12 protein-coding genes are annotated in these 12,001 nt (G+C 50.9%); 8 read left to right on the top strand and 4 right to left on the bottom strand.

Annotated features, from left to right (window positions below; translation table 11 throughout):
- Positions 1 to 47: 47 nt before the first annotated feature.
- Entirely contained in the window at positions 48 to 1,643 is a 1,596-nt protein-coding gene (locus ACLD3P_RS00380) for an ABC-F family ATPase (RefSeq protein ID WP_000961434.1), read from the bottom strand.
- A 218-nt stretch (positions 1,644 to 1,861) separates the two neighbouring features.
- Between ACLD3P_RS00380 and ldtB the strand changes: the two genes are divergently transcribed.
- A complete protein-coding gene (gene ldtB / locus ACLD3P_RS00375) occupies positions 1,862 to 2,782 on the top strand; it encodes a L,D-transpeptidase (protein ID WP_001056404.1) in 921 nt (306 codons plus the stop codon).
- 43 nt (positions 2,783 to 2,825) lie between these two features.
- Here ldtB and ACLD3P_RS00370 read toward each other — a convergent pair whose 3' ends face one another.
- A complete protein-coding gene (locus ACLD3P_RS00370) occupies positions 2,826 to 3,938 on the bottom strand; it encodes an anion transporter (RefSeq protein WP_001046525.1) in 1,113 nt (370 codons plus the stop codon).
- Complete coding sequence (mntR, locus tag ACLD3P_RS00365; protein ID WP_000533543.1) at positions 3,935 to 4,408, bottom strand: manganese-binding transcriptional regulator MntR; 474 nt, start codon at positions 4,406 to 4,408, stop codon at positions 3,935 to 3,937. The genes ACLD3P_RS00370 and mntR overlap by 4 nt, the downstream gene beginning before the upstream one ends.
- Before the next feature lie 185 nt (positions 4,409 to 4,593).
- Here mntR and mntS point away from each other — a divergent pair, with 185 nt between their 5' ends.
- Together mntS and ACLD3P_RS00355 are read left to right on the top strand one after the other, a co-directional pair.
- Positions 4,594 to 4,722 carry a manganase accumulation protein MntS gene (gene mntS / locus ACLD3P_RS00360; protein WP_001001755.1) on the top strand — a complete coding sequence of 43 codons (129 nt, stop codon included), beginning with the start codon at positions 4,594 to 4,596 and terminating at the stop codon, positions 4,720 to 4,722.
- Between the two features lie 263 nt (positions 4,723 to 4,985).
- Positions 4,986 to 6,566: a phosphoethanolamine transferase gene (locus tag ACLD3P_RS00355; RefSeq protein WP_023254186.1), complete on the top strand. Its 1,581-nt coding sequence runs from the start codon at positions 4,986 to 4,988 to the stop codon at positions 6,564 to 6,566.
- 62 nt (positions 6,567 to 6,628) lie between these two features.
- On the opposite strand, the gene ompX is transcribed toward ACLD3P_RS00355, so the two are convergent.
- Positions 6,629 to 7,144: an outer membrane protein OmpX gene (ompX, locus tag ACLD3P_RS00350; RefSeq protein ID WP_000716763.1), complete on the bottom strand. Its 516-nt coding sequence runs from the start codon at positions 7,142 to 7,144 to the stop codon at positions 6,629 to 6,631.
- Positions 7,145 to 7,496: 352 nt separating this feature from the next.
- Here ompX and rhtA point away from each other — a divergent pair, with 352 nt between their 5' ends.
- The 5 genes from rhtA (at position 7,497) to glnQ (ending at position 11,937) form a co-directional block, all read left to right on the top strand.
- Positions 7,497 to 8,384, top strand: a complete 888-nt coding sequence (gene rhtA / locus ACLD3P_RS00345; protein WP_001119555.1) for a threonine/homoserine exporter RhtA — start codon at positions 7,497 to 7,499, stop codon at positions 8,382 to 8,384.
- 302 nt (positions 8,385 to 8,686) lie between these two features.
- Positions 8,687 to 9,190 (top strand): DNA starvation/stationary phase protection protein Dps, encoded by a 504-nt coding sequence (gene dps, locus ACLD3P_RS00340; protein ID WP_000100805.1) that lies wholly within the window; start codon positions 8,687 to 8,689, stop codon positions 9,188 to 9,190.
- 476 nt (positions 9,191 to 9,666) lie between these two features.
- A complete protein-coding gene (glnH, locus tag ACLD3P_RS00335; protein ID WP_000838671.1) occupies positions 9,667 to 10,413 on the top strand; it encodes a glutamine ABC transporter substrate-binding protein GlnH in 747 nt (248 codons plus the stop codon).
- A gap of 145 nt (positions 10,414 to 10,558) precedes the next feature.
- The gene (glnP, locus tag ACLD3P_RS00330) at positions 10,559 to 11,218 is read left to right on the top strand and encodes a glutamine ABC transporter permease GlnP (protein ID WP_001159076.1); all 660 of its coding nucleotides are present in this window, start codon (positions 10,559 to 10,561) and stop codon (positions 11,216 to 11,218) included.
- Entirely contained in the window at positions 11,215 to 11,937 is a 723-nt protein-coding gene (gene glnQ, locus ACLD3P_RS00325; RefSeq protein ID WP_000569093.1) for a glutamine ABC transporter ATP-binding protein GlnQ, read from the top strand. Before glnP ends, glnQ begins: the two co-directional genes overlap by 4 nt.
- The last annotated feature ends 64 nt before the right edge of the window (positions 11,938 to 12,001 follow it).

Below are 12,001 nucleotides of genomic sequence, written 5' to 3'. Positions count from 1 at the left end.
CCAGGATACGTAGGCCCGGTAAGCGCAGTGCCACCGGGCGTCAGTGTTTAGCTTTCAATCCCTTTACTACGCAAATAATCGTCGTAGTTGCCGCTGAAGTCCACCACGCGCTCCGGCGTAATTTCAATGACGCGGGTTGCCAGCGAGCTGACGAACTCACGGTCGTGCGAAACAAAGATCAGCGTGCCCTGATACAGCTCCAGCGCCATATTCAGCGATTCGATCGACTCCATATCCAGGTGGTTAGTCGGTTCGTCCATAATCAGGATATTCGGCTTTTGCATCATCAGTTTGCCGAAAAGCATACGGCCCTTCTCGCCACCGGAAAGGACTTTCGCAGGCTTTTTGATATCATCCTGGCTAAATAGCAGGCGGCCCAGAATACTGCGCACTGCCTGCTCGTCGTCGCCTTCCTGCTTCCACTGACTCATCCATTCAAACACCGTCAGGTCATTTTCGAATTCATATTCGTGGTCCTGCGCGTAGTAACCAATACGCGCGTTTTCCGACCATTTAACGGTGCCATGATCGGCGTCCAGATCGCCAACCAGCGTCTTCAGCAGCGTAGATTTACCCACGCCATTGGTGCCGAGTACCGCCAGCTTCTCGCCGACTTCGAGCAGCAAATTGACATTTTTAAACAGCGGACCGTTATCAAAACCTTTCGTCAGCGCTTCCACTTCCAGAGCGTTACGGAACAGTTTTTTATCCTGCTCAAAACGGATGAACGGGTTCTGACGGCTGGAGGCTTTCACCTCTTCCAGCTTGATTTTATCAATCTGCCGCGCGCGCGACGTTGCCTGACGCGATTTAGAGGCATTGGCGCTAAAACGGCTAACAAAAGATTGCAGCTCGGCAATTTGCGCTTTTTTCTTCGCATTATCGGCCAACAGACGTTCACGCGCCTGAGTCGCCGCCGTCATATACTCATCATAGTTACCCGGATAGACGCGCAAGTCGCCGTAATCCAGATCCGCCATATGCGTACAAACCATGTTCAGGAAGTGACGGTCGTGCGAAATGATGATCATCGTGCTATCGCGCTCGTTCAGCACCTGCTCCAGCCAACGGATAGTATCAATATCCAGGTTGTTGGTCGGTTCGTCGAGCAACAGGATGTCCGGATTAGAGAATAACGCCTGCGCCAGCAGCACACGCAATTTCCAGCCTGGCGCGACTTCACTCATCAGACCGTAATGCTGCTCCAGCGGGATGCCCACCCCCAACAGCAGTTCGCCCGCGCGCGCCTCAGCGGAATAACCGTCCATCTCGCCGTATTTTACTTCCAGATCGGCGACTTTATAGCCGTCTTCTTCGCTCATTTCCGGCAAGGCGTAGATACGGTCGCGCTCCTGCTTGACTTCCCACAGTTCGCCATGCCCCATAATGACAGTATCAAGTACGGTGAATGCTTCAAAAGCGAACTGGTCCTGACGCAGCTTACCGATGCGCTCATTCGGATCGAGGGAAACGTTGCCCAGCGTCGGCTCCAGGTCGCCGCCGAGGATTTTCATAAAAGTGGACTTTCCGCTACCGTTGGCGCCGATCAGGCCGTAACGGTTGCCGCCGCCAAATTTGACGGAAATGTTTTCGAACAGCGGCTTACTGCCGAACTGCATGGTAACGTTGCTGGAAACTAACACAGGCTTATCCTGAAAAAAGATGTGACAAACCGCTTATTATGCCACAAGTCTGAAATAAGATCGCGCCCTGTACAAAGGGCTACACTGAACCGTAAGGGAAAAAAACGTGATTTCGTACACATCTGAATTCCCTGTTTACTGGAATGCACCTATAATGCGCTCCCAACATGACAGAATTCTCAACCTACTAGCCTGCTTGGCACAGAATCTCGCATAACATGAATATGAAATTAACAACGCTTTTCGCGGCGGCTTTCGCTGTAGTTGGTTTTTGTAAAACAGCCTCAGCAGTCACTTACCCGCTGCCTACCGATGGTAGCCGTTTAATTGGGCAAAATCAGGTCATCACCGTTCCGGAGGGCAATACCCAGCCGCTGGAGTATTTTGCCGCGGAGTATCAGATGGGGCTCTCCAACATGCTGGAAGCCAACCCGGGCGTGGATACCTTCCTGCCGAAGGGCGGTACCGTGCTGAATATTCCGCAGCAGCTGATCCTGCCGGATACCGTACACGAAGGCATTATCATCAATAGCGCGGAAATGCGCCTCTATTACTACCCGAAAGGCACAAACACCGTTATCGTCCTGCCGATTGGGATCGGTCAGTTAGGTAAAGACACGCCTATCAACTGGACGACCAAAGTTGAACGTAAAAAAGCCGGTCCGACCTGGACGCCTACGGCAAAAATGCACGCTGAATATCGCGCCGCCGGCGAGCCGCTGCCTGCCGTCGTGCCTGCGGGCCCGGATAACCCGATGGGCCTGTACGCGCTGTACATTGGTCGCCTGTATGCTATTCACGGCACCAACGCCAACTTCGGCATCGGGCTTCGCGTGAGCCACGGCTGCGTGCGTCTGCGCAACGACGATATCAAATTCCTGTTTGAAAATGTGCCGGTCGGCACCCGCGTGCAGTTTATCGATGAACCGGTAAAAGCCACCACCGAGCCGGACGGTAGCCGTTACATTGAGGTGCATAACCCGCTGTCAACGACGGAAGCGCAGTTTGAAGGTAAGGAAGCGGTGCCGATCACGCTTAATAAGAGTATCCTGGCCGTCACCAACGAGCCTGACGTTGATCAGACCGTCGTACAACAGGCAGTTCAGGATCGTTCCGGGATGCCGGTTCGTCTGAACTGACAGACTCTGCCTGCGAAGCCCGATAGACACTATCGGGCTTCTCTTACGGCATCAGTTGCAATAATCCATATCCCACCAGCGCCGCCCATGCCAGCATCGGCAGTGAATAGAAATGAAATCGCCACCAGATTCGGCGATCGTTCGCCATCCGTAAAGCAATAAGATTTGCCAGCGACCCCGGCAGCAGACCAAACCCGCCGATATTCACCGCCCACGCCAGCAGCGTCGAGGCCGGTACATAGTTCAGCAGGAGAATGGTACTGGGCACATTACTGATAACCTGAGACAAGCCGATAGCGGTTAGCCAAAGTCCCAGGTGAGACAGTGCGCCAACCTGGTTGAAAACGCCCTGCAACGCCGGCAATTGCGTTAGCAGATGGACATCAATAAACATCGCCATAAATACCAGCAGCAGCGTCCAGTCCACGCTGACTATCACCCTGCGCGCCAGCACAATAAACCCAGCCGCCACCAACACCAGTCCCCATAACTCTTGCCTGAGCTCCAGCGCGGTAAGAAAAACGACATATAATCCCAGGCAACTCCACACCAGACGGGGCTGCCACTGCGGCGAACGCGTACCGGTATGGTACTGTAACGCCCTACCCGGAAAACAAAACCAGCACAGGAGCAGTAACGTCAGCATCATCATGACGGCAAGCGGCGCCATTTGCCCGCTAAATTCAGCAAAGGTTAAGCCGGAGCGTCCCCACAACAGAATATTTTGCGGATTACCGACAGGCGTCAGCAGCGAACCGGCGTTCACCGCCAACGCCTCAAAAATAATCAATCGGTTGACCGGAATCGCACACAGTTTTTTCAACGTTATCGTCAGCGGCACAACGATAAACAGCGCGACATCGTTTGTCAGAAAGGTCGACAGCACCGCCGCAGCCAGCACCAGGAACATCGCCAGTTGCCGCTCGGTATGAAATCGGCGCGTCATCTTGCGTCCCAGCACATCGAAATAGCCGCTCAGCTCAACGCCTTTAGTGAGCAACATTAACCCACTGAGGGTAATAATGGTGTGCCAGTCAATCGCGCCAGGCCAGGCGCGGGGCGCAAAAGGAACAAACAGGCTTAACGCCATCCCCACAATGATCAACAACTGAAAAAAACGGTCACGCCGCAGCGCCCGTAAAAAGGCCAGATTCATTCTACAGATGTTCCATGCTGCTGCGTGAAGGCCAAAAAGGCATCCAATGTCTCCTGGCTGACATGGTGTTCCATCCCTTCCGCATCACGACGCGCGATCTCCGGACTTACGCCTAATACCAGTAAAAAATTTTCGACAATTTGATGCCGCTCGCGGCTTTCCTGCGCCAGCTTCTCCCCTTCCGGCGTCAGAAAAACGCCGCGCCAGGGGATCATTTGAATAAATCCTAACGATGCCAGGCGCTTAAGCATTTTGGCCACAGTCGGCTGGGAGACGCCGAGCCGCGCCGCCATATCCACCTGACGCGCTTCCCCTACCTCAATAATTAAATCGGAAATCAGCTCAACGTAATCGTCTATCAACTCACGGCGATGCGCCTCTCTGACCTGACGAAATCCTTCAACGTGTTCTTCTACGTTCACCAATTGCGTCACTTTTTTTGTTGTTGGCGTACCTGCGCGACGACCCATTTTGCTTCCTCGTTTCTGTGACGCGTTAACGCGTCAGCTGACAGAGCGCTCATTGTAAACCAGAGTTGTCCGGGCACAAAAAATTAACGTTTTAGCAATAGCTATAAAACATAGCCTGTGCTATATCTGTATGTAATGCAGACATCCCTCACGGATCGATGGGATAGAAACATCAGGAGGTTTATATGAACGAATTTAAGAGGTGTATACGCGTGTTCAGTCACTCTCCCTTTAAAGTCCGGTTAATGCTGCTCTCTATGTTGTGCGATATGATCAACGGCAAACCGGAACAGGATAACCCTTCCACGAAATAACGCGGCAGTGCGGTACGCCGCTTTATTTTGCATCCTCAACGGAAATGGCGCCCATTTCCCCTGTTTTTTGTGGTTTTGCTATTCTCTTCGCAAAACATTTTCTTTCCGGCGGTTGACCTTCTTACCCGCACGCTCTATCTTCTGGCAGCCCTGAATATTTTGCGACTCGCCGTTGCGAACCCAATACCTTTTTTACGCATAATCAGGCAGGTAATGACCCTTCGCGCCAGGGTTAGCACATGGCGTTTTTGCAATAGTGGCATATGAATTCAACCCTTATCGATTCACTTCTCGCCCGTCGTCGGGCTGTAAGCCCGTGGGCGGGCCTCTACTTTTTACAGTCGCTGCTGATTAACCTCGCGCTCGGCTACCCCTTTAGCCTGCTTTATACCGCGGCGTTTACCTGCCTGTTGCTGCTGCTCTGGCGCTACCTGCCCCGCGGACAAAAAGCACTGCTCGGCATTTGTTCGCTGGTAGCCGCTTGCTATTTTCCCTTTGGCCAGGCTTACGGCGCGCCGAACTTTAATACGCTGCTGGCGCTGCACTCCACCAATATGGAAGAGTCGAGCGAAATCCTGACCATCTTCCCGTGGTATAGCTACCTGACCGGACTTTTTATTTTTGCGCTGGGTATTATTGCGCTTCGCCGCCGAAAAGAAGAGGCCAGGCCGCGCTGGAATAGCCTCGACAGCCTGTGCCTGCTGATTAGCGTCGCGGCATTTTTCGTAGCGCCGGTACAAAATCTGGCCTGGGGCGGCGTTTTTAAGGTTATTGATACCGGCTATCCGGTTTTTCGCTTCGCTAAAGACGTTATCGTCAATAACAACGAAGTCATTGAAGAGCAGCACCGTATGGCGCAGCTATCCGGCATAAAAGATAGCTGGACGGTTACTGCGGTGAAACCCAGATATCACATCTATGTCGTGGTGATTGGTGAAAGCGCGCGACGGGATGCCATGGGCGCTTTCGGCGGCCACTGGGATAATACCCCCTTCGCCAGCCATGTGAATGGCGACTTCTTTATGGATTACATCGCCGCCAGCGGCTCAACGCAAAAATCGCTTGGTTTAACGCTCAATCGCGTGGTGGATAACAAACCGCAGTATCAGGATAACTTCGTCACGCTGGCTAACCGCGCCGGTTTTCAGACATGGTGGTTTTCCAATCAGGGGCAAATCGGCGAATACGACACGGCCATCGCCAGTATCGCCAAACGCGCCGATGAAGCGCATTTCCTGAAAAACGGCGATTTTGAAGCAGATAAAAATACTCGCGACGACGCGCTGTTAACCATGACGGCGCAGGTATTGGCGACAGAACGCACGCAACCGCAGTTGATTGTGTTGCATTTAATGGGGTCGCATCCCCAGGCCTGCGACCGCACTCAGGGAAAATACGCGACGTTTGTCCAGTCGAAAGAGACGTCTTGTTATTTATACACCATGACGCAAACCGACGATTTGCTCCGTCAGCTCTATACTCAGCTTCGTCATAGCGGCGACAGTTTTTCGCTCGTCTATTTCTCCGATCACGGGCTGGCGTTTAAAGAGCGCGGCAAAGCGGTACAGTACCTGGCGCATGACGACAAATTCCAGCAAAACTTCCAGGTGCCGTTTATGGTGCTATCCAGCGACAGTAAAGCGCATCGGATCATTAAAGCTCGCCGTTCCGCGAACGATTTCCTGAGTTTTTTCTCGCAATGGACAGGAATTAGCGCTAAAGAGATCAAAAATCGCTATCGTTTTATTTCGGAGCAGAAAGCCGGGCCCGTTTATATCACCAATTTCAAATTACAGAAAGTGGACTATAACCATCTGGGCAGCGATATTTTTTCACTAAAATAATGCACGTTTCAGGCAAAAAAAATCCGCCCCGAAAGGCGGATTTTTCATTTTCACCGACGTGATTAGAAGCGGTAACCCACGCCAGCAATCCAGGTGCCAACGTCAACGCTACGAATACGGCTCTGCTCGTAAGAGAAGTCCAGAGCAACATTTTCCATCGGGTTGAATTGCAGACCAGCGCCATAGGAGAAGCCATAATCGCTGGTGTCATGTTTGTAGGTTGGGTAATCGGTCGTCTGGAATTTACCGTAACCCACACCGACTACACCGTAGATGCTCGCCCAATCGTTCAGACGGTAAGCCGGGCCGGCAGTGATGCCGTAGTACTGACCTTTGTTGTAATCGCCCGCACCGTTAGTACGATCTTTTTCGGTGTAGGTGAAGGAACCGATTACGCCCAGCGGGTTGTCGTCCTGCTCGTAACGATACTTCAGGTTGAAACCGCTCATTTTATTCGCTACGCCCTGCGCGTCGCTCTGAGCGTAACCACCGGTAACGGTAGAAGTAGCAGCTACTGCAGTACCTGCGGAAAAGGCCAGAACAGCGGCCAGTGCTGAAAGACATGCAATTTTTTTCATAACCACCTCAAATGTGCTTCAAGTAAGTCCTAAGTTTTAAATATATCAAAAATTAATGGGAAACTCTTTGCGATTCACGGTGTCTAAGGGCGCCTTTCATGTAACAGAACGTTTCCATATCGCGCTATCTTATTCAATTAACATCACTTTTCCGGCTGATTGCACCAATAATGCGCGTGCGGCGCGATACATTCATCCAGATTATTCCTAAACTAACAGTCTATTTATCCATCAATTTAAGTTCATTTTATGGAATCCTGGAAATTTTTTTTCAACGAATCCTCAACCGCCGCGGGGAATTTCCATTACACTGCCACCTTTACTCGTACTGACATTTTTGACAGGAGAAAGGATGCCGGGGTCAACACGTAAACTACCAGTCTGGTTGCCCATTTTGGTTTTGCTCATTGCCATGTCCTCTATTCAGAGTGGCGCTTCACTAGCGAAATCGTTATTTCCTCTTGTCGGCGCGCCGGGCGTAACGGCGCTTCGTCTGGCGTTGGGAACGCTTATCCTTATCGCCTTTTTCAAACCCTGGCGTTTGCGTTTTGCCAAAGAGCAGCGGCTGCCTTTACTGTTTTATGGTCTGTCGCTGGGCGGGATGAACTATCTATTCTATCTGTCGATTCAGACGGTGCCGTTGGGTATTGCGGTCGCGCTGGAATTTACCGGTCCTCTGGCGGTCGCGCTGTTTTCATCCCGGCGGCCGGTAGATTTTATTTGGGTCGTACTGGCTGTACTTGGACTCTGGTTCCTGCTGCCATTAGGACAAGATATGTCTCACGTCGATCTTACCGGGGCCGCGTTAGCGCTCGGCGCTGGCGCCTGTTGGGCTGTCTATATTCTTACCGGCCAGCGAGCAGGCGCGGAACATGGTCCGGCCACGGTGGCGGTAGGCTCGCTGATTGCCGCCATCATTTTCGTGCCGATTGGCGCAGTTCAGGCTGGCGACGCGCTATGGCACTGGTCGATTCTTCCCTTAGGGTTAGCGGTCGCTGTGCTTTCTACGGCGCTGCCTTATTCACTGGAAATGATTGCGCTGACGCGTCTGCCAACCCGCACTTTCGGTACGCTGATGAGCATGGAACCCGCGCTGGCCGCCGTTTCCGGGATGATTTTTCTGGGCGAAACGCTTACGGGCATACAAATCATGGCCCTGTGCGCCATCATTGCCGCCTCAATGGGTTCTACCCTAACGATTCGCCGCGAACCGCAAATTAAACAAGTTGACGTAAAATAGTTTCTTATTCTGCATGATGTGCATAATCATGCAGAATATCACCTCGTTATTCACCTTTTATTATCGCGCTATTACTTCGTCATTTTTTGTCATATTTTTTCTCATTTTTTACATTAAAATGAGAATTATTACCCATCAAACAGCAAACCAGTCTAACTAATTGATTTTTAATCATAATAAATATTAAATCTTGTCTGTACTATTAAAGTGATAGGTAAATTCAAAAAAGCAAAGTTAAAAACCGGTGCTATACTTATTTTCGTTAATTACCTGGGACACAAACATCAAGAGGATATGAGATTATGAGTACCGCTAAACTGGTAAAAACAAAAGCGTCTAATCTGCTTTATACCCGTAACGATGTATCAGAGAGCGATAAAAAAGCGACGGTTGAGTTGCTTAATCGTCAGGTGATCCAGTTCATTGACCTGTCGCTGATCACGAAACAGGCCCACTGGAACATGCGCGGTGCTAACTTTATTGCCGTTCATGAGATGCTGGATGGCTTCCGTACCGCACTGACCGATCATCTGGATACTATGGCCGAGCGCGCCGTACAGCTTGGCGGTGTGGCGTTAGGCACCACGCAAGTTATCAACAGCAAAACTCCGCTGAAAAGCTATCCGCTCGATATCCATAACGTGCAGGATCACTTAAAAGAACTGGCCGATCGCTACGCTGTTGTCGCTAATGATGTTCGTAAAGCTATCGGTGAAGCCAAAGATGAAGACACTGCCGATATCTTTACCGCCGCATCACGCGACCTCGATAAATTCCTGTGGTTTATCGAATCCAACATCGAATAAATCTATCTCTACCCTGAATACTTCGAGTTGCAGGAAGGTACAAACGCAGCGAATCCGCAGAAGCCTGACTTCCGTCGGTAACTGAAGCAAACGCACCTGCAACTTGATGTACACAAGTATATAAGTCATCCCTATACCCCTGCCTGGCACAGGGGTTTTGCACTTAAATAGTGCACACGTCTTGTACTCCCCTCCGATAAAAGTGAATCATTTGTAATAATTACATCACACAATCGTTAATTAAAGATTGTTTTAACAACAATTTTTACGCTAAATAGACCCTGTATCTCTACTTTGTTATTCATGCACTAAATCAGTGCCCCAAAACGGTGCGGCATACTGGTTTTGCCCGACTTATTGTGCACAGGAATGATTCACGCTTCTGTTAAAACAATGAGTTACATAATTGGCATGATTTTTTCATTACGCTACATGTTCTCGCAGGGGATCGCCCCGTGGATAGAAAAGGAAATGCTATGAAGTCTCTATTAAAAGTTTCACTGGCTGCACTTACCCTGGCTTTTGCGGTGTCTTCGCACGCCGCGGATAAGAAACTCGTTGTGGCAACCGATACGGCGTTCGTTCCGTTTGAATTTAAACAGGGCGACAAATACGTCGGTTTTGATGTTGATCTGTGGGACGCTATCGCGAAAGAACTGAAGCTGGACTACACCCTGAAACCGATGGATTTCAGCGGCATTATTCCGGCATTACAAACCAAAAATATCGATCTGGCGCTGGCGGGTATTACGATTACGGACGAACGTAAAAAAGCGATCGACTTTTCCGATGGCTATTACAAAAGCGGTCTGCTCGTGATGGTGAAAGCCAACAATAACGATATTAAAAGCGTTAAAGACCTCGATGGCAAAGTCGTTGCCGTGAAGAGCGGAACCGGGTCGGTGGATTACGCGAAAGCGAATATCAAAACCAAAGATCTGCGTCAGTTCCCGAACATTGATAACGCGTACATGGAATTAGGCACCAACCGCGCAGACGCCGTTCTGCACGATACGCCGAACATCCTGTACTTTATCAAAACCGCAGGCAACGGCCAGTTCAAGGCGGTAGGTGAATCGCTGGAAGCACAGCAATACGGAGTTGCCTTCCCGAAAGGCAGCGATGAACTGCGCGAGAAAGTCAACGGCGCGCTGAAAACGCTGCGTGAGAATGGCACCTATAACGAAATCTACAAAAAATGGTTCGGTACAGAACCTAAATAAAACGACCTGATGTTGGCTTGTGGCCCGGTAGTGAGGACGCTCACCGGGCCTACAGCTCTTTTCCGTGACGGATAAGACACTTTCACGCCATTTCCGCGCCGGATAGAACATTTGACTATTTACACCACGGTAACAGGAACGACATATGCAGTTTGACTGGAGCGCCATCTGGCCCGCCATTCCGCTTTTGCTTGAGGGCGCTAAAATGACCCTGTGGATCTCGGTCCTCGGTCTGGCTGGCGGCCTGGTTATTGGACTGGCGGCAGGTTTTGCCCGTACGTTTGGCGGCTGGTTCGCCAACCATATCGCCCTGGTTTTCATTGAAATTATTCGCGGCACGCCCATCGTTGTCCAGGTCATGTTTATCTACTTTGCCCTACCGATGGCATTTAATGATTTGCGTATTGATCCGTTCAGCGCAGCGGTCGTGACAATTATGATTAACTCCGGCGCTTATATCGCGGAAATTACTCGCGGCGCAGTACTATCCATTCACAAAGGTTTTCGCGAAGCGGGTCTGGCGCTGGGCCTTTCTCGCCGGGAAACCATCCGCCATGTTATTTTACCGCTTGCTCTGCGCCGTATGCTGCCGCCGCTGGGCAACCAGTGGATCATTAGCATCAAAGACACCTCGTTGTTTATTGTTATCGGCGTAGCCGAGCTGACCCGTCAGGGCCAGGAAATTATTGCCGGTAACTTTCGCGCCCTGGAAATCTGGAGCGCCGTGGCCGTCTTCTATTTGATCATTACGCTGGTGCTGAGCTTTATTTTGCGTCGTCTTGAAAGAAGGATGAAAATCCTGTGATTGAATTTAAAAACGTCTCCAAGCACTTTGGCCCCACCCAGGTGCTGCATAACATTGATTTAAACATCCGTCAGGGCGAAGTGGTTGTGATTATCGGCCCTTCCGGTTCGGGTAAATCCACGTTATTACGCTGTATCAATAAACTGGAAGAGATCACCTCCGGCGATCTGATTGTCGATGGTCTGAAAGTCAACGATCCTAAAGTAGACGAACGGCTGATTCGCCAGGAAGCCGGCATGGTGTTTCAACAGTTTTATCTGTTCCCGCATCTGACCGCGCTAGAAAACGTAATGTTCGGTCCTCTACGCGTACGCGGCGTAAAGAAAGAAGAAGCGGAAAAACAGGCGAAAGCTCTGTTAGCGAAAGTTGGACTGGCGGAACGGGCGCATCACTACCCCTCCGAGCTTTCCGGCGGTCAACAACAGCGCGTCGCCATTGCCCGAGCGCTGGCCGTGAAGCCGAAAATGATGCTCTTTGACGAGCCAACCTCCGCTCTGGACCCTGAACTGCGCCATGAAGTGCTGAAAGTCATGCAGGATCTGGCGGAAGAAGGCATGACCATGGTCATTGTCACTCACGAAATCGGCTTTGCCGAAAAAGTCGCCTCACGGCTGATTTTCATCGATAAAGGCCGTATTGCCGAAGATGGCAGCCCGCAGGCGTTGATCGAAAACCCGCCAAGCCCACGTTTACAGGAATTTTTACAGCACGTCTCCTGAGATATCGCCCTTCCTGCCCTGCGGCAGGGAGGGCATCATGGAATAGTCCCATTTCATTTTCCCT

Origin of the sequence: Salmonella sp. 741265073_HBA (assembly GCF_046569105.1) — a bacterium.
GTDB classification, from domain to species: domain Bacteria; phylum Pseudomonadota; class Gammaproteobacteria; order Enterobacterales; family Enterobacteriaceae; genus Salmonella; species Salmonella enterica.
This window is presented reverse-complemented; position numbering and strand designations above follow the sequence as displayed.

What these genes read in the sequence shown, in the direction of transcription:
- ldtB (WP_001056404.1), top strand. Translation starts at nt 1,862, where the DNA reads ATGAATATGAAATTAACAACGCTTTTCGCGGCGGCTTTCGCTGTAGTT.
- ACLD3P_RS00355 (WP_023254186.1), top strand. Translation starts at nt 4,986, where the DNA reads ATGAATTCAACCCTTATCGATTCACTTCTCGCCCGTCGTCGGGCTGTA.
- mntS (WP_001001755.1), top strand. Translation starts at nt 4,594, where the DNA reads ATGAACGAATTTAAGAGGTGTATACGCGTGTTCAGTCACTCTCCCTTT.
- ompX (WP_000716763.1), bottom strand. Translation starts at nt 7,144, where the DNA reads ATGAAAAAAATTGCATGTCTTTCAGCACTGGCCGCTGTTCTGGCCTTT.
- dps (WP_000100805.1), top strand. Translation starts at nt 8,687, where the DNA reads ATGAGTACCGCTAAACTGGTAAAAACAAAAGCGTCTAATCTGCTTTAT.
- glnP (WP_001159076.1), top strand. Translation starts at nt 10,559, where the DNA reads ATGCAGTTTGACTGGAGCGCCATCTGGCCCGCCATTCCGCTTTTGCTT.
- mntR (WP_000533543.1), bottom strand. Translation starts at nt 4,408, where the DNA reads ATGGGTCGTCGCGCAGGTACGCCAACAACAAAAAAAGTGACGCAATTG.
- ACLD3P_RS00370 (WP_001046525.1), bottom strand. Translation starts at nt 3,938, where the DNA reads ATGAATCTGGCCTTTTTACGGGCGCTGCGGCGTGACCGTTTTTTTCAG.
- glnH (WP_000838671.1), top strand. Translation starts at nt 9,667, where the DNA reads ATGAAGTCTCTATTAAAAGTTTCACTGGCTGCACTTACCCTGGCTTTT.
- rhtA (WP_001119555.1), top strand. Translation starts at nt 7,497, where the DNA reads ATGCCGGGGTCAACACGTAAACTACCAGTCTGGTTGCCCATTTTGGTT.